Annotated in this window: 26 protein-coding genes; 25 read left to right on the top strand and 1 reads right to left on the bottom strand. The window is 54.8% G+C overall.

Going from position 1 to position 16,279, the window contains the following annotated elements; genetic code table 11:
- Positions 1–7: 7 nt before the first annotated feature.
- The 6 genes from FHU12_RS26325 (at position 8) to FHU12_RS26350 (ending at position 4,182) form a co-directional block, all read left to right on the top strand.
- Positions 8–886: an ATP-binding protein gene (locus FHU12_RS26325; protein ID WP_141972730.1), complete on the top strand. Its 879-nt coding sequence runs from the start codon at positions 8–10 to the stop codon at positions 884–886.
- Positions 883–2,241, top strand: a complete 1,359-nt coding sequence (locus FHU12_RS26330) for a replicative DNA helicase (RefSeq protein ID WP_141972732.1) — start codon at positions 883–885, stop codon at positions 2,239–2,241. The genes FHU12_RS26325 and FHU12_RS26330 overlap by 4 nt, the downstream gene beginning before the upstream one ends.
- Positions 2,238–2,429, top strand: coding sequence for a hypothetical protein (locus FHU12_RS26335; protein ID WP_141972734.1), 192 nt, complete (start codon positions 2,238–2,240; stop codon positions 2,427–2,429). Before FHU12_RS26330 ends, FHU12_RS26335 begins: the two co-directional genes overlap by 4 nt.
- Complete coding sequence (locus FHU12_RS26340; RefSeq protein ID WP_141972736.1) at positions 2,419–3,201, top strand: antitermination protein; 783 nt, start codon at positions 2,419–2,421, stop codon at positions 3,199–3,201. Before FHU12_RS26335 ends, FHU12_RS26340 begins: the two co-directional genes overlap by 11 nt.
- Before the next feature lie 164 nt (positions 3,202–3,365).
- On the top strand, positions 3,366–3,551 hold the full coding sequence (locus tag FHU12_RS26345) for an ogr/Delta-like zinc finger family protein (protein ID WP_141972737.1): 186 nt from the start codon (positions 3,366–3,368) through the stop codon (positions 3,549–3,551).
- Positions 3,552–3,612: 61 nt separating this feature from the next.
- Complete coding sequence (locus FHU12_RS26350; RefSeq protein WP_141972739.1) at positions 3,613–4,182, top strand: hypothetical protein; 570 nt, start codon at positions 3,613–3,615, stop codon at positions 4,180–4,182.
- Here FHU12_RS26350 and FHU12_RS27250 read toward each other — a convergent pair.
- On the bottom strand, positions 4,163–4,309 hold the full coding sequence (locus FHU12_RS27250; protein WP_185742349.1) for a hypothetical protein: 147 nt from the start codon (positions 4,307–4,309) through the stop codon (positions 4,163–4,165). The two genes, FHU12_RS26350 and FHU12_RS27250, sit on opposite strands and share 20 nt — an antisense overlap.
- A 131-nt stretch (positions 4,310–4,440) precedes the next feature.
- Between FHU12_RS27250 and FHU12_RS26355 the strand changes: the two genes are divergently transcribed.
- The 19 genes from FHU12_RS26355 (at position 4,441) to FHU12_RS26445 (ending at position 16,278) form a co-directional block, all read left to right on the top strand.
- Positions 4,441–4,665: a hypothetical protein gene (locus FHU12_RS26355; protein ID WP_141972741.1), complete on the top strand. Its 225-nt coding sequence runs from the start codon at positions 4,441–4,443 to the stop codon at positions 4,663–4,665.
- Between the two features lie 68 nt (positions 4,666–4,733).
- A complete protein-coding gene (locus FHU12_RS26360; RefSeq protein ID WP_223182091.1) occupies positions 4,734–4,985 on the top strand; it encodes a phage holin family protein in 252 nt (83 codons plus the stop codon).
- Positions 4,985–5,512 carry a lysozyme gene (locus tag FHU12_RS26365; protein ID WP_141972743.1) on the top strand — a complete coding sequence of 176 codons (528 nt, stop codon included), beginning with the start codon at positions 4,985–4,987 and terminating at the stop codon, positions 5,510–5,512. Before FHU12_RS26360 ends, FHU12_RS26365 begins: the two co-directional genes overlap by 1 nt.
- Positions 5,509–6,033 (top strand): hypothetical protein, encoded by a 525-nt coding sequence (locus FHU12_RS26370; RefSeq protein WP_141972745.1) that lies wholly within the window; start codon positions 5,509–5,511, stop codon positions 6,031–6,033. The genes FHU12_RS26365 and FHU12_RS26370 overlap by 4 nt, the downstream gene beginning before the upstream one ends.
- Positions 6,030–6,224, top strand: a complete 195-nt coding sequence (locus FHU12_RS26375; RefSeq protein ID WP_141972747.1) for a hypothetical protein — start codon at positions 6,030–6,032, stop codon at positions 6,222–6,224. Before FHU12_RS26370 ends, FHU12_RS26375 begins: the two co-directional genes overlap by 4 nt.
- A 22-nt stretch (positions 6,225–6,246) precedes the next feature.
- Positions 6,247–6,447: a hypothetical protein gene (locus FHU12_RS26380; protein ID WP_141972749.1), complete on the top strand. Its 201-nt coding sequence runs from the start codon at positions 6,247–6,249 to the stop codon at positions 6,445–6,447.
- Positions 6,448–6,576: 129 nt separating this feature from the next.
- The gene (locus FHU12_RS26385) at positions 6,577–6,759 is read left to right on the top strand and encodes a hypothetical protein (protein ID WP_141972751.1); all 183 of its coding nucleotides are present in this window, start codon (positions 6,577–6,579) and stop codon (positions 6,757–6,759) included.
- 15 nt (positions 6,760–6,774) lie between these two features.
- Entirely contained in the window at positions 6,775–7,383 is a 609-nt protein-coding gene (locus tag FHU12_RS26390; RefSeq protein WP_141972753.1) for a terminase small subunit, read from the top strand.
- Between the two features lie 59 nt (positions 7,384–7,442).
- Positions 7,443–7,676, top strand: a complete 234-nt coding sequence (locus tag FHU12_RS26395; RefSeq protein WP_141972755.1) for a DUF551 domain-containing protein — start codon at positions 7,443–7,445, stop codon at positions 7,674–7,676.
- 253 nt (positions 7,677–7,929) lie between these two features.
- Complete coding sequence (locus FHU12_RS26400) at positions 7,930–9,552, top strand: TerL protein (protein ID WP_141972757.1); 1,623 nt, start codon at positions 7,930–7,932, stop codon at positions 9,550–9,552.
- On the top strand, positions 9,552–11,018 hold the full coding sequence (locus tag FHU12_RS26405) for a phage portal protein (protein ID WP_141972759.1): 1,467 nt from the start codon (positions 9,552–9,554) through the stop codon (positions 11,016–11,018). The genes FHU12_RS26400 and FHU12_RS26405 overlap by 1 nt, the downstream gene beginning before the upstream one ends.
- A gap of 55 nt (positions 11,019–11,073) precedes the next feature.
- A complete protein-coding gene (locus FHU12_RS26410) occupies positions 11,074–11,622 on the top strand; it encodes a phage head morphogenesis protein (protein ID WP_057523769.1) in 549 nt (182 codons plus the stop codon).
- 260 nt (positions 11,623–11,882) lie between these two features.
- On the top strand, positions 11,883–13,115 hold the full coding sequence (locus tag FHU12_RS26415; RefSeq protein ID WP_141972761.1) for a DUF2213 domain-containing protein: 1,233 nt from the start codon (positions 11,883–11,885) through the stop codon (positions 13,113–13,115).
- A gap of 4 nt (positions 13,116–13,119) precedes the next feature.
- A complete protein-coding gene (locus tag FHU12_RS26420; protein ID WP_141972763.1) occupies positions 13,120–13,617 on the top strand; it encodes a structural cement protein Gp24 in 498 nt (165 codons plus the stop codon).
- 11 nt (positions 13,618–13,628) lie between these two features.
- Positions 13,629–14,570 carry a DUF2184 domain-containing protein gene (locus FHU12_RS26425; protein WP_141972765.1) on the top strand — a complete coding sequence of 314 codons (942 nt, stop codon included), beginning with the start codon at positions 13,629–13,631 and terminating at the stop codon, positions 14,568–14,570.
- A gap of 41 nt (positions 14,571–14,611) precedes the next feature.
- A complete protein-coding gene (locus tag FHU12_RS26430; protein ID WP_141972767.1) occupies positions 14,612–15,010 on the top strand; it encodes an STY1053 family phage-associated protein in 399 nt (132 codons plus the stop codon).
- Complete coding sequence (locus FHU12_RS26435; protein ID WP_141972769.1) at positions 14,991–15,404, top strand: DUF4054 domain-containing protein; 414 nt, start codon at positions 14,991–14,993, stop codon at positions 15,402–15,404. The genes FHU12_RS26430 and FHU12_RS26435 overlap by 20 nt, the downstream gene beginning before the upstream one ends.
- Entirely contained in the window at positions 15,401–15,907 is a 507-nt protein-coding gene (locus FHU12_RS26440; RefSeq protein WP_099032760.1) for a phage virion morphogenesis protein, read from the top strand. The genes FHU12_RS26435 and FHU12_RS26440 overlap by 4 nt, the downstream gene beginning before the upstream one ends.
- Positions 15,907–16,278 (top strand): head-tail adaptor, encoded by a 372-nt coding sequence (locus tag FHU12_RS26445; protein ID WP_141972771.1) that lies wholly within the window; start codon positions 15,907–15,909, stop codon positions 16,276–16,278. The genes FHU12_RS26440 and FHU12_RS26445 overlap by 1 nt, the downstream gene beginning before the upstream one ends.
- Position 16,279: the final 1 nt, after the last annotated feature.

A 16,279-nucleotide genomic window follows, 5' to 3' on the forward strand; every position in this document is an offset into this window, starting at 1 on the left:
GGTGAACATGTTAAATTTTGAGCAGCGCAAAAAACGTCTTGAACTGGAGCGTCGAGAAGTCGAGCTGGTGGATTGTCTGGATTATGCCTTGGGTGGCGAGCTCCCTTCGCATTACGCAAGCTGGGAAAAACAAACTCAGCCAGTGATCTGCGCAACCCATGGTGAGTACCAGCAAATCACCTTGACGGGGCCGGAATATCGCGGCGTTCCTGGTCGAAAAATCTCACTGTGCCCGGATTGCCTTCGGGAAGAGCAGCACAATGTCAAATCAGAACTGCGTCAACTCGCAGTTGAAAATCTGCTGGATGAAGCCGGTATCGCCCCGCGCTTCCAGAACTGCGAATTTTCCAACTACCAGCCAGTTAATCCGATGGCAGCGAAGAACCTGAGCAACTGCCAGCGCTATGCGCAGAGCTGGAAGAAAATTTTCGAATCCGGCACCGGGTTGGTGATGACAGGGAGTTGCGGCACTGGCAAGAACCACCTGGCGGTATCAATGGCGAAACAGATCATCCGCGACCACCTGGTTGACGTAGAAATTACGGACGTGATGCGCCTTACTCGCGAAGTAAAAAGCACCTGGCGTAATGGCGCTGAACGCACAGAATCCGAAGTGTTGAACCGCTTCGCTACGCTGGATTTGCTTATCATCGACGAGGTTGGTGTGCAGTTTGGTACGCCGGCAGAGCTGGCTATCCTGCAGGAGGTCGTCAATGCGCGTTATGAAAATATTCTCCCTACCATCCTGATCAGCAACCTGACGTTTGACCAGCTAAAAGCGTTTGTCGGCGACCGCATTGTCGATCGCGTCACTGATGGCGGCACTAACCGAATGGTCTTTGATTGGCAGAGTTATCGCAGCAATAAAGGCGGTAAGGCGGCATGACTCACGAAGAAGCCGAAAGCGCGGTAATTGGCGGCCTGCTGCTGGATCAGGCGGGGCCGCTGACTTTTGACGTATTGGCAACGCTGGCGCCAGACTCATTCGCTACGCGTCAATATGGCGCGATGTATCAGGTGATCCGTCAGTTGGTTATGTCTGGCGGAGAGGTTACGCCCTTTGTGGTGGCGGACAAACTCGGCCCAGAATATGAACCCATTGCCGTAAGCGTCAGCAGTCAGGCCTGGGCGCGCGCTGGTCTCAAGTCTTACGCCGATATGGTGAAACGCAATCATTTCATCCGCACCGCTGAGCGGTTAGTGGCTGACTCACTGGAAGGGATACAGCAGGCAAACACCGGCGACGCCGCCGTTGAAGCAATACTGACCCTCCAGCGAAATATCCAACAGCTACAGATCGGCGATGGCGGACGAGTGGCCGTGCACATCAATGAACTGCTTACCGGTGTCGCTGACCGCCTGGATGCTGGCATGTCAGGTTCGCAGGAAGGCCGCAAAATACTGACTGGCATCGAAGAGCTGGACAAAATCACCGGCGGCTTTGAGCCAACAGATCTCGCGTTGCTGGCCGCACGGCCATCGGTGGGTAAAACCGAGTTTGCCCTCAACCTGATAGAAAAAATCACCGACCATGGCGCCGGTGTGTTGATGTTCAGCATGGAAATGTCGGCCATTCAGATCGCCGAGAGGCAGGTGGCTGGCGCTGGTGGATTTTCGACGACCAAGCTGAGGAAGCCGCTAGAGCTTGAGGATGAAGACTGGGCACGGATTTCTGATGGGTTGGGGCGCCTGACCGATCGCCCCATCTGGATCATTGACGCCAACAACCTGACCGTCGAGCAAGTTTGTCAGGATGCAGAGCGCATGAAGGCCGAACACCCCGAGCTGGCGGTGGTATTCGTGGATTATCTCGGACTCATCAAGGTCAACGAACGCCAGCGCCACGACATTGCTGTTGGCGAGGTATCACGCAGCCTGAAACGCTTGGCAATGCGCAACAAAACCCCGGTGGTGGCCCTGAGCCAGCTGTCGCGCGCCGTTGAGCAGCGCCCAAACAAGCGCCCGGTTAACGCAGACTTGAAGGACTCCGGCAGCATTGAGGCTGATGCTGATGTGATCATGATGCTCTACCGCGACGAGCTCTATAACGAAAACAGCCCAGCGAAGGGGATAGCGGAGGTCAACGTAACCAAAAACCGCAACGGGCCGTTGGGTACGGTTTATCGCCAGTTCCGCTACGGCCATTTCTTGCCGATTGACCAGATTGAAGCCGAGCGACTGAGCAAGCAACAGCCAGAGCAAAAAGTACGTCGATACAGCAGCAGGGGGAAGGCACAGTGAATTTAACCCGCGAAGACGAACACACCATCGCCCAATACATCCGCGCAGCACATGGCGGTTATACGGGGCCGGTGGCGTTGTGGATGAAGCGCCTGGAGGAATTACACATGCCTTTCAGCAGGCTGGTGGTTATGACGGCGATGATGAAGGCGAAACACGAATCGAAGAGGGCAAACAATGAAACTTGAGTCGGCATTAAAGCATTTCAGCGCGCAAGGGCTGACCATTACCGACGCGCCAAATGGCACCTCTGCGGATCGTATCACTGGCACTGACGTCATGGCCGCTTTGGGGCTTGCGGAATCAAAAGCCCGTTTTGGGATGGCGGCGTTCCTGGGTAAAACAGGGATTAGCAGCGAAGACCGCGAAAGGGCCGTTGCAGAGCTGACCCAGTACGCTATGCGCAAGGCCCCGAAGCACGTCGGGAAAGTCGCCGGTCGTCGCATGGCTCGCTGCATGCAAATTCTGGCCGCGCTTGCCTACGAGGAATACGCGCACTCCGCCGGCGCCAGCGTGACCTGTCACGATTGTCACGGCGAGGGGCTGGTGGAGGTTGAGCGTGACGTCGTTACCTACCCGGGTTACGTCGGTATGGATGGCGAAGAGAAAATCCCGCCGACAACGAAGCGCCAGGTGGTGCGCGAGATGTGTCAGACTTGCAACGGCAAGGGGAAAATCCATAAACGCTGCAGGAACTGCAAGGGGACGGGCAAGGCGCTCGACCGGGTGGCAACCAAAGCCAGCGGCGCACCGGTCATTAAGGACTGCGAACGCTGCGGCGGAAAAGGCTTTAGCCGCATGCCTTCATCTGTGGCCTACAAGGCGATTACAGCGTTGCTTCCCGAACTGACGCAATCATCATGGTCACGTAACTGGAAGCCGTTCTATGAGGCGCTGGTGGCGAAATGCGACATGGAGGAAGGCGTGGCCGCGTCCGTATTCAACAAAATAACAAAGTGAAGCAAGTTCGGCACGGATGCCGACATTTTTTATACAGGGTATTGCATTTTGCATAAAGTTGGCGTAAATTCTCCAAATAGTGGGAAGTCGCGCGTGTGACACACTAGATAAATTTCAGACCCTGCCAGCAATGGCGGGGTTTTTGCGTTTAAGGGGACAGAGAAATGATGCATTGCCCTGAGTGCCAATCCGCAGCACACACCCGATCGAGTCGCATGGTTACCGAGCAAACCAAAGAACGGTATCACCAGTGCCGCAACCTGGAATGCAGTTGCACCTTCGTGACTCACGAATCCTATGCACGTATCGTGGCGAAGCCGCAAAAAGTGGCTGACGCCAGTAAGCGCTAATGTTGCGCCAGCCGGCGTTGAGGTAAAATCCTTTCACTGCAACGCCAACAGGAACATAACCATGAAAAACCTGCCTAATGATTATTTTCTGGATGCCGACGATGAGCTGGTCGATTTTCTGGAGGCGCAGGGCGAGGCGTGCATCAAGGATATTTACCAGTCGAACGCTGTGAATAAAGAGAATGGGTACAAGTTGCTCAGCATTTTGATTGTGGGTATTGGCTCATCGTTTTTGCTGCTTACGCAGAGGCCGAATATAGATTTCCTCAGTGCTGGGCTTGCGGTATTTATCCTGTACTGGTCACTCTGCGCGATCTACCTGGTAACGCAGGTTCTAACCGTTCACATGCGTGGGCTGGTTTATGCCTCGCCGGAGCAGCTTTACACTGAAAAATATAAGGCTATTAATCAACAGCATTTTGATTATTTCAAAAGCAATGGATTTAGCGGTGAGTGTAATCGCCTATCGGTGATGAGGCGGTATAGGCTGCATGCGCTGTGCCTAACCGCCAATGAATTAGCAAGCGACAACAAGAAAATAAGAGAAAGACTGACCTGGGCAAGGATGGCGACCATCATTACCCCGGCTTGCGCTCTCTTTATTTCCGCGCTTACTTACCTTTTTTCCTGAGACCTTCGGCGGAATCGCCAACTAACATGCGGCCAACCGAAAAGTCATCGGGTTTTACCGGCGCTGGTTTCGGCTGTTCTGCTGGCTGAGGTTTGCTCTCGCCGGCAGGCTTATTTGACTGACTCATAAAATTCTCCATTTCTGTAGGGTTGTTTGTCGCGATTCAACGATATCAGAGACGGGAATACACAGCCAGATCGTATCTGGCGCCTATTTGAGGCTGCGCTAACGCGTGGCCTTTTCTATGTGGAGAGCACGATGAAATTTCACGAATTGCACGAAGAGACAAAGGAACGGGCGCGTGATGCGCTGTGTGCGGTTGTAGCCAGAGGTTCTGTAAGTTCTGCCTCAGCAAAATTGGCAGGTGAAACCGTCGCTGCAGCGTTTATTGCTATGGAGCAATACGAGAGCGAGCCAGCCGCTCAGCCGACGCTTGTTGGTTGCGACGGCGAAGTAAACATCCGCATCACCACCAAACCATAAGGCTGCCACTGGCGGCTTTTTCTGTTTCATGAGCGCCAACCGCCCGGCGGGAGGTAAGGATGACACGAATGCTAATCAGAGCAGCCGATGGAGCCGTGCACACTGGTAGCGCAGTGTCATTCGTCCTCGGCATCATTAATTATTTTTCACAGAGCGAATGGATCATCCTCGGCGTCATCTTCGGCATGTTCTGCTCTGCGTTTGGTATTGCCCTCGGTACTTACTTCCGCTGCCGGCGCGAGCGGCTTCTGCGTGATTGGATAAAAAAACGCACGGAGACGATCGACACGGAAGAGCTTGAAATGCTGGAGCGTGAGTGATGGGGAACAAATCAAAACTCAGTGCCGTAATGTTGGCGCTGATCGCCGCCGGCGCATCGGCCCCGGTGATGATGTCGCAGTTTCAGGAAGAGAAAGAAGGCCAGCGCCTGACTGCATACCAGGACGGTGTTGGTATCTGGACGATTTGCGGCGGTGTGACGATGGTCAACGGTCAGAAGGTTGTGAAGGGCCAGCGTCTGACCGCTGAGCAGTGCAAGCAGATTGACGCTGTCGAGCAGAAAAAGGCGCTCGACTGGGTAGACCGCAACGTCAAGGTAACGCTGACCGAACCGCAAAAAGTCGGGATCGCTTCTTTCTGCCCGTGGAACATCGGCCCTGGAAAGTGCTTCACCTCGACATTTTACAAAAAGCTTAACGCCGGTGACCGCATCGGCGCCTGCCGAGAAATCCGCCGCTGGATTTACGATGGCGGCCGAGATTGCCGCATCCGCTCGAATAACTGCTACGGGCAGATCGTACGGCGCGATCAGGAAGCCGAACTGGCTTGCTGGGGGCTGGACAAATGAAGCCCTTACTCATTCTTGGCGCTGCCTCAATCGTCTTGGTTTCTGTGCTTTGCGGTGTGGTCAACTACTACCACGATGAAGCGCAGAGGTTGGAAGGCGATGTTAAGCGGCTGCAAAGCGATAACAGCCTGCAGGCGAATACAATCGCCACACAGGCGTTTCAGTTCCAGCGCGCCAACGAAATCAGCAGCGCCGCGACTCAGTACGGCATCAACACCGACGCGGCCACCCAGGGGAAAGAAATTGAATACCGGACGATCCTCAAGAAACAGCCGACATGTGATCTGGCTGTGCCTGCCGCTGTTGCTGGTGGGTTGCTCGACTACACGCACCGTCTACGTTCCCGCGCAATGTCAGCCGATACCATCGTCGCTGACGCAACCGGTGCTGGCGCCACTGCCTCCGGCACCCTGACATACTGCCAGTCGGTGCTATGGATTGATCCGCTGCTGGCGGCGCTCGACAAAGCGAACAACCAACTGCTGGCGATACGCCGGCTCGAAGAAGAGAGAAAACGATGAGCAAGATTGTACTGACCCTGGAACAGATTAAAGAGCTGGCGCGGTTCGCAGGAGATGAAGGCCAGCCGTCCTACACCATCACCACCGGCACTATTCCAGCGTTTGAGGCTGAGGATGGCGAGGTTCCTGAGTACAGCGGCCTGATCGCCTACTCGGATTCGGAAAAGCACAGCGTTCTGCAGTTGGAATAACGACAGCGTGAGGAAAGACAGGATGGAAAACAAACCGCACAGTAGTGATGAATATTATGTCGAATCGTGGGCTACGGGGAGTTTCGAAGATGCAGCTAGGCCGTTAATCAGATGGTTGGCTGAAAACGCACACCCGCACCACACAGCCATTGTCACCAGCAACCGCGCTGAGCTGTTAGAAGCGCAATCAGTGGTTGCCACTGAAGTCTATTTGAAAGGTTAGTGACTGTTTTACAAAATTCTGCAGAAGGCATTCGCTGAGTGCCTTTGACAGAATAAACACGATGAATTCATGGGTGGTGGTCAACTGTGCTGCCGGGGTTATATCCAGCGATCTAGCAGGAAGTTCTGAATGGCAAGATTAAATCTCGAAATCATTCATCCGAACAACGCGGATGTGAACAACATTTTCGCCATGATGGAGCGCAAATATGCTGGCCGACCAGCAACAGCGGAAACCATCAAGGAGATGGAGAAGGAAGCTGCTCGACTAATTCGACGGCTAATCACCACGAAGGTGACTTTCGCAAAATAGTCACAAGGAGTCGAAATGACGCTGACAGAAGAACAGAAGGCGCTTTTCGATGCCCTGACGAAGCTACAAAAGAAATTCGTTACCTGCCTATTGAATGGCGACCGCCAGGCGGAGGCCTACCGTAACGCGGGAGGGAAAGCGAAGGGCGACGGAGTCCACTCGAAAGCCGCTGTGATGGTAAGAAATGGTAATGTCCAAGCTTTCCTGAAGTCCGTGCAGTACGAAGCCATCAACGAGGCAATCATGACGCGCACCGAAGCACTGGAGCGTTTGTCGAAGATGGGGCGCACAGCTCTGACCGATATCGCAGAGTTCAAAAACTGCCAGATAGGCGAGGACGAAGAGGGCAAGCCGGTTTATCAAGCGTCCTGGTCATTCCGCGATTCAGCCTTGCAAGACCCTGAAGCGATGGCGGCCGTTGCCGAACTGACGACGGGCAAAGACGGCATCAAGTTAAAGATGCACGACCCGAAGGCGGCGATTAAGCAGCTCGGTGAAATGATGGGCTGGGAAGCGCCGAAGAAAACCGAACTATCCGGCCCCGGAGGTGGTGCTATCAAGACCGAGAGCACCAACATGTCAGCCGAAGAGGCTGCAGAGGCATATCGTAAGTTGATGGGGTAAACTGAATTATCCGGCGTTACGCACCGGAAACCATCCCCACCCAACCATATGAGGCTGTAATGAACGATAACAACTATCATGGAATGCAGTGGGTTTCCGTTGATAAAAGGCTACCTAAGCCGATTTATCCTGAAAAGTACCTTACGCTTCTTCTCTGCTTAAACAGCAGAACCTTCGTTTGTGGGGGCTATGAGGAAGATAAGTTCTGGCTTGACGGCAACGAGCTGGACAACGTAACCCACTGGCAATATGTTCCTCTGACTCCTGAACGGGGTGGAATTGTAGAAAAATAGGTATCTACGGCGCCCGTTGCGTTATGTACAAAACCTCAATAAACAGTTGTCTCCATAATAAAATCGGCTATGCAAAAACACCCCTGTTTTATGCATCGTTTATGCAGTCCGTTTTCGACCACTCCGAAGAGAAAACCCCGACAAATCACCCACTGAGCGCAATCGTCGGGTGAGTGCTGTTTCGTCGGTGCGGGTAACGGTCATTATGTTAAATAAGCCCCTTTTTCACACATTTTTCCCAGAGTAGCGAGCTATGCCTATTCCGTTCCCGTTCGACTTCAAAAACCCGGATTACACCCAGGTGTTCGAATGGCGGATGGAGCGCCTGCAGCGCATCAGGGCCAACCCGGAAACACTGCCTGCTATTCGTGAGTTTTATCGCACCAACCCGGCACAGTTCATTATCGACTGGGGCATGACGACCGACCCCCGCAACATCGACTACGGCCTGCCGGTGACAATCCCGTTTTTGCTGTTCCCCAAACAGGAAGAGTGGATCCACTGGATTATGACCCGACGGGAAAACATGGAGAACGGCATCACGGAAAAGAGCCGCGAGATGGGGCTGAGCTGGACGGCGATCGGGTTGGCTTGCTCTCTATGCCTGTTCAACAAAGAAATGGTGATTGGCTTCGGCTCCCGTAAAGAGGAGTACGTGGACAGCACCGGTGACCCGAAGGCGCTGTTCTGGAAGGCGCGCAAATTCGTTGAAACGCTGCCGGTGGAGTTTCGCGGCAGCTGGAGCGAAAAAAAACACGCCCCCTATATGCGCGTTGAATTCCCTGATACGGGCGCCGTTATCAAAGGCGAGGCTGGCGATAACATTGGACGCGGTGACCGCACCACGCTCTATCTGGTGGACGAGGCGGCATTCTTGCAGCGCCCTTTGCTGATCGACGCTGCGCTGTCGCAGACAACGCGCTGCCGTATCGATTTGAGTTCGGTCAACGGCATGGCTAACCCATTCGCCCAAAAACGTCATAGCGGAAAAATTCCGGTGTTCACGTTCCACTGGCGCAGCGATCCGCGCAAAGACGATGCCTGGTATCGCAGGGAATGCGACAAAATCGATAACCCGGTGGTGGTGGCGCAAGAGCTCGACCTTAACTACAGCGCATCCGCCGAGGGCGTGCTTATCCCGTCCGATTGGGTTCAGGCCGCTGTTGATGCGCATATCAAGCTGGGTATTCAACCTACTGGTAAACGCCTTGGCGCAATGGACGTTGCAGACGAAGGGCGCGATAAAAACTCCTTTTCTACCCGCCACGGTTTCCTGCTGGAGAACGTTCGCGAGTGGTCAGGTGTCGGCAGCGATATCTACCAGTCGGTTGAGAAGGTTTTCGGGTTCTGCGACGCGGACAACATTGATGAGTACCGTTTCGACGAGGACGGATTGGGGGCTGGTGTTCGCGGCGACGCCCGCGCCATCAACGAGCTGCGTAAATCCGCCCGCCGGCCGATGATTCTGGCGACCCCATTCAGGGGGAGCGGCGCGGTATTCGATCCCGACGATGAAGCGGTACGCGGAGACAACGGGCAGCAAGCTCGACTGAACAAAGATTTTTTTGCCAACGCCAAAGCGCAGAGCTGGTGGCGTCTGCGCAAGTTGTTTCAAAACACCTACCGCGCGGTTGTCGAAAAAATGCCGTACAACCCCGACGAAATCATCTCCATCAGCAGCACGATGGAAAACAAAGACAAACTCATCATCGAACTTTCACAGCCGACCTACTCAATCAACGGGGTGGGGAAAATCGTTGTGGACAAACAGCCTGACGGCACCAAATCGCCCAACCTGGCCGACTCGGTGATGATCAGTTACGCGCCAATGAATTCAGCCCTGAATATCTGGGAGCTGTTAGGGAGACAGGCCTGATGGCACGAAATAAACCCACCTCAAAGCGGACGGCACAAGCCACCGCTGACGGGTACGAGAACTTTGTCGCCCGCGTTGGGATGCAGACCCCTAACCAGCATTCAGCATCGACTTACCGGGCAAACTTCACCAGTCGCAACCGCATGATGGTTGAGTGGTCATATCGCTCATCCTGGGTGATTGGTGAAGCCGTAGACGCCATCCCTGACGATATGACCCGCAAAGGTATTCGCATCACGTCAGAGATTGACGCGAAAGACCGTGGCGTTATTGAGTCGCAGCTGGACAATATGCAGATCTGGGATGCACTGAATGACGTGCTGAAATGGTCAAGGCTTTATGGCGGTGCGGTTGGCTTCATCATGATCGAGGGGCAAGCGCCATTTACGCCGTTGCGCCTGGAAACGATTGGCGAAGGAAAGTTTAAGGGCATCCTCCCGCTTGACCGCTGGATGATTAACCCGGTGCTCACCCGCCGCATTAAAGAGATGGGGCCAGACCTCGGCAAGCCCGAATTCTACGACGTTGTGACGACCGCTACGGGCATTCCCGCCTGGAGGATACATCACAGTCGCCTGATCCGGTTCGACGGCGTTACGCTACCATTCCAGCAGAAAATGACCGAGAACGAATGGGGGATGTCAGTTGTAGAGCGCATCTGGGACAGGCTGACCGCATTCGACAGCGCTACCGTAGGCGCTGCGCAGCTGGTTTACAAAGCACACCTGCGCACCTACAGCGTGGAGAAGCTTCGCGAACTGATCGCGCTTGGCGGCCCTGCGTTTGAGGCACTTCTGAAAAATATCGACCTTATCCGCCAGTTCCAGAGCAATGAGGGCATGACCCTCATGGATACCAAGGATAAGTTTGAAACGCACCAGTACAGCTTCAGCGGGCTGGATGACGTCATTTCACAGTTTGCAGAGCAGATCAGTGGCGCCGTCGGCATTCCGCTGGTGCGCCTATTCGGTCAGTCACCGAAAGGTTTCTCAACGGGTGATGCTGACCTTGCCAACTACTACGACCGCGTCAGCTCGCTGCAAGAGCGCCGCCTGCGTCTTCCGCTTCGGAAGGTGCTCGACATCATGCACCGCTCTGAGCTGGGCAAGGAGCTGCCGGAGGACTTCACCTTTGAGTTTAACCCGCTGTGGCAGATGTCCGACGTTGACCGCTCAACAGTGGCGGTAAACACCGTGACGGCCATCAGCACTGCGCTGAATGACGGGCTGATGTCGCCAAAGGCTGCGATGACGGATTTGCGCGAAAACTCGGACGTAACGGGTATTGGTGCATCGATCACTGATGAGGACATCGATAATGCGCAGTCGCAGTATGAGGAGCCTGAACTTGAAACCGGCCCTGCGCCGGCGTTCAGAAATCCAGTATCAGAAAAGCCTACTGGGGATAGTCAGTCAGATAAATCAGATCGTAACTGGTTCCTACGATGGTTCCCAGGCAAGCGCTGACACGGTAGCCGATCACCTCATCGACTACTCTCAGGTGCTGGACGACTGGGCGGCAATGGTCGGTCAGAAAATGTTCCTGCAGGTGGAGCGCGAGGAGTGGAACCAGTGGAAATCGGTATCACAGCAGATTTCCGAGGGGCTTCGGGATGTAGTCGGCAACACGCCGATCGGCCAGGTGACACAGGATATCGTTTACCGGCAAATCCAGTTGATGAAGTCGCTTCCCCTAGAAGCCGCCGACCGTGTTCGTGAAATTCAGCAGCGCGCCATACAGGCCACCATTCACGGCGAACGCCCAGACGCGTTGTACGAGATGATCATGCAGTCCGGTGATGTTGCCGCAGGTAGGGCAAGAATGATCGCCCGCACAGAGATAGGCCGCGCCACTGGCGCACTGACGCAGGCCCGCGCGCTGGCAGTTGGTTCTGAGGGATATTGGTGGCGCATTGAGGGCGCCGGTACGCGGCCATCGCATAAAAAAATGCGGGATAAGTTCGTGTACTGGCACAACCCGCCGACGCTGGACGGTATGACCGGCCACGCCGGTTGCCTGCCTAACTGCAAATGTCATCCCGATGTTCAAATACCGGGGCCAAGAAAGTGAAAAATATGGGCTTCGGTATCGAATCACGTTGAACTGCAATAGCGGCGAATTGTTGCGAAAATGTTGTAGTGAAAAACGTGGGGTTTCAGCCGAGAAAGTTGGGAGTTTTACGTCTCTCAGCCCGCATTTGCAGCGAGTGCCGATCGCGTGGTGCGCAAAAGGTCTATTATGTTAAATACGCCGGAAATCGGCGAAATTATCCCCCTCGTTACAGGTCGCACAAGCGGCCTTTTTTATGCCCGCCATTCAGCAGGTAACCCATGAAATATTTCTTTGAAACCCGACTGGGTGAGACGCGCTATAGGCTGGCTGACGGCTCACTGCTGTGTAAGGACGTGCCGATCGCCCGAACAGGTACGCAAGTCTACTCAGCCAAAGACCTGCCTAATCTGAAGCCGAACGCAGCGGGAGAAATCATCGTCAGACGCTCGCCAGAGCAGGTATTCGATCCTGCTACGCTGGCCTCGTTTGAGGGGATGAGCATCACGGTGCTGCACCCGGAGGATGAAGAAGGCAACGTTCGGCTGATCAATCCGCAGAACTGGAAAGAGCTGGCGCATGGTCATATCCAGAACGTTAGGCGCGGGACGGGTGACCAATCCGATCTGATGCTGGCCGACATCATCGTCAAAGATGAGTACGCCATCCAGTTGATCGAGGAAGGTCTGCGGCAGGTGTCATGTGGCTATGACGCAGAGTACGAACAGACAGCCCCTGGCGCAGCTGACCAGGTGGATATCACAGGAAACCATGTGGCTCTTGTTCCAAAAGGCAGAGCCGGAAATCGTTGTGCAATTGGAGACAGAGACACAATGGCAACTCAAAAGAAAAGCTGGCTACAGCGCCTTCGTTTCGCCCACAAGACAGGTGACGCGGACACGATGAACGAACTGCTGGAATCTGCTCCAGCAGCCGTGACAGTGGATGAGGGGGATTTGCCAAGCGGCGTAAACCTCAACATCAATCTTTCACCTCAGCAGCCGCTCCCGAAGAAAGATCCGGAGATGGGCGGCGAGCCTACCGGCGACGGTGAGGACGATATCAAAACCTTGCTGAAAGCGCTGCTGGCAAAACTCGAAGGGACGCCAACTGGTGACAATGGCGAAAACCCTGAAGACAAGAACAAAAAAGAGCCCACCGGCGACGGCGAGGAGGACGAAGAAGAAACCACGATTACCGGCGATTCTGCTTACCGTGCGGAAGTCATCGTTCCTGGTATCGACCTCAGCCGCAAGGTGAAGCCAACCGCCTTTAAACGTGACGTGCTGGCCGCTGCTGATAAAGTGCTGGTTCGCCAGGTGGTAGGTGACGCTGATATCAGCAAACTGCCGAAACAGTCGGTAAATATGGCGTTTAACGCCATCTCTGAGATTGCGAAAGGTCGCAATACGCGAGAAATCACAGGTGACGCGCAGCGCCTGAATCTTGGCCCCCAAAACATCTCCGCCCTGAACAAGCAGAACGCCGAATTCTGGTCTAACCGAAAAGGATAAAACAATGACTTCATACCTGTACCGGATGCCTGTGGGCATTGCCGGGGCTATCTCTCGCCCGCAGGATTTGACCGTAGAGCCGGTAATCCTCAAATCAGCTAATGCCTTCCCGGCTTATGGCCTGGCGGGGAAAATCGACGCAGACGGCTTCTTTGTGCCACTGGCTGACGGTGACACCGCCGACAAAGTGAAAGGCATCTATGTACGACCTTACCCAACCACGTCGCAGCCTGACATGGTTCGCCAGGTAGGCACCGACAAGAACTTCCCGGGCGATGCAATGAAGCGTGGCTACATGACGGTTAACGTTGGCTCCGATGCCAGCACCATCAAAAAGGGTGCGCCGGTCTACATCGTCGTTTCCCCTGATGCTTCTATCAATGTCCCCCTGGGCGGTTTCATGGCGACGCTGGTTGCCGACAAAACCGTTCTGCTGCCTAACGCAGAATTCACTGGCGCCGGCGATGCCGACGGCAACGCTGAAATCTCCTGGAAGATTTAAGGAAAAGACGAATGATTACTTTTGATCAGGCAACCGTTGATAGCTCCGGTGCGTTTCTCATCGGCGAGCTGGAGCGCCTCGACCAAACGCTGAACTTGCCGCTGGTTGGCTATACCTGGAGCCGTGATATTCAGCTGCGTGAAGACGTGTCGATTGCTGATGACATTTCCAGCTGGACAAACACCAGTTTCGGCGCAGCCGGTACTGGCGCAAACCCGAACGGCAAGAACTGGATCGGTAAAGACTCTACCGCCATTGCGGGTGTGAACGTCGATATCGGTAAAGACGGCAACCCGCTGAACTTGTGGGGCATGGAATTGGGCTGGACTGTTGTTGAACTGGCAGCAGCACAGCAGGTAGGCCGTCCGATCGATACCCAGAAATACGAGGGTATGCAGCTCAAGTGGCAGATGGACAACGATGAGCAGGTTTACATCGGCGATGATTCACTGGGGCTTAAAGGGTTGACCAATCTGGTCGGCGTTACGCTGAACAACGCGCCGAAGACCTGGGCGGCATCCACCAATGACGAAATTCTGGATAGCGTGAACAGCATTTTGTCGAATGCCTGGGCAGCGTCTGGCTATTCCGTTGTGCCTTCTGATCTGCGCATTCCGCCTGAGCAGTATTCTTTGCTGGCGAGCCGCAAGGTTTCCGAGGCGGGTAACATGTCTCTGCTGAGCTATCTCTCGGTTAACACCATTGCATATCATCAGAACGGCGTGCCACTGGAGATCAAGGCCGTCAAATGGCTGAAGAAACGCGGTGTTGGTGGCAAGGATCGCATGGTGGCTTACACCAACGACAAGAAATACGTCCGCTATCCGCAGGTTCCTCTGCAGAGCGTGCCTATTCAGTATCGCGGCCTGTACCAGATCGCCACCTACTACGCCAAGCTTGGTGCGGTTGAGCCGGTGTACAAAGAAACCCTGTCCTACGTGGACGGCATCTGATCACCAGAACGGCCCCGCAAGGGGCCTGAAGGATTACCGAAATGACAAAAGAAAAGCTGGTTACGATCCACGTACACACCCCATTCAAACTCACTCACGCGGATAACTCGGTGCAGGAATTCGGTAAGGGGCGCCACAACGTTCCCGAGTCTGTGGGCGCTCACTGGTTTGTCGAAGCGCACACCGAAGCATTGGGCGATTTCACCCCGCCAAATCTCGACGAAGCCGGCGCGCAACGCATTGCTGAACTGGAAGGCAAGGTTGCCGAACTGCAGCGGCTTCTGGAGATTGAAAAGGACAAGGTGGTAGAGCAAACCGAACAGCTGCAGGCTGCTGCCGCCGGTCTGGTTGAGCGTAATGAGCAAATCACCGCGCTTAACTCCCAGGTAGCGGATCTGACGGCACGACTGGAGAAATCCAATGGAGCAGCCAAGAAATAAGTCACTGCCCACGCCTGCAGACTTTCGCCGCGACTTCCCGCAATTCGCTGATGCCGTCACCTACCCAGAAGCGCAGATTCAGTTTCGCCTGAACCTGGCTGACATCCTACTGAGCGAGAAAGTTACTGGCGCCAAAATATTCCCCTATCTGGTGGAGCTATTTGTGGCCCATTACATGGCGCTCTTTGCTCAGGATCAGCGGTCTGCAGCGGCCGGCGGCGCGGGCGGTGCATCCAGCGGTGTCCAGACATCAAAATCGGTTGATAAGGTCAGCGTGAGCTATGACGCAAGCGCGACGCTTAACCCTGATGCTGGATTCTGGAACAACACGCGCTACGGCGCGGAGTTCTGGCAACTGATCACGATGTTCGGGGCAGGCGGCCGGCAGCTATGAAAAGCGGGCTCAAGGTCAGGAAGGACAACGCCGAATCGGTACTGTCGTCTTTGCGCGCGCTTTCAAAAATGGATGTGCTGGTGGGCATTCCAGAGGCTAACGCAACGCGTGAAGATGGCGAGAGCCTGAATAACGCGGAGATCGGCTATCTGCAATCTACCGGCGCCACGGTGCAGCTTGGCGGCCAAACCGTCACGCTGCCCCCGCGTCCTTTTCTGGATATGGGTATCGAGGATACAAAGCCGCGAACCACTGAGCACCTGAAGGCGGCGGCCGTTGCCGCGCTGAACGGCAAAACGGAGGCGGCGCAGCGGGAACTTGAAAGCGCTGGACAGATTGCGCGGGATGGCGCCAAGGCGGTCATTGGTGCCGGTGACAGGCTTCACCCTCTCTCTGAGATGACGAAGGCTAACCGGCGCGCCAGGGGCATTCCCGGCGACAAGCCGCTCTATGCGCATGGCTACCTGCTGCGCTCAATCACTTACGTGGTAAGGAGTAAATAATGCCACTTATTGACGTGACCGAGGTTCTTCTTGACCCTGACTTTTGCGACGCGACGCTGGTTTGCAAGCGTCAGGTGCAAAGCAGGGATAAGGATAACTTTGTAACTAACGCCACGCAGGAAATACCGTTTGCTGGCGTGGTAACGGTAGATCGCTCACTGGAAGCGCAGCGAATGATTGCCGGGCAAAACATTGCTGGCGCCATTCTCATCGTGACGCAATTCCGGCTTACTCGCGGTAATCGTGATGGATTAGATGCCGATATCGTGCCATATGAGGGGTATAGCTATCGTGTAACGAAGGTTGACCCGTATACGCGCTATGGTGCTGGGTTTGTGCAGGCTCATTGTGAATTGCTTGATGAGGCGTAGG

The sequence above is a fragment of the Serratia marcescens genome, assembly GCF_006715005.1.
GTDB classification, from domain to species: Bacteria; Pseudomonadota; Gammaproteobacteria; order Enterobacterales; family Enterobacteriaceae; genus Serratia; species Serratia montpellierensis.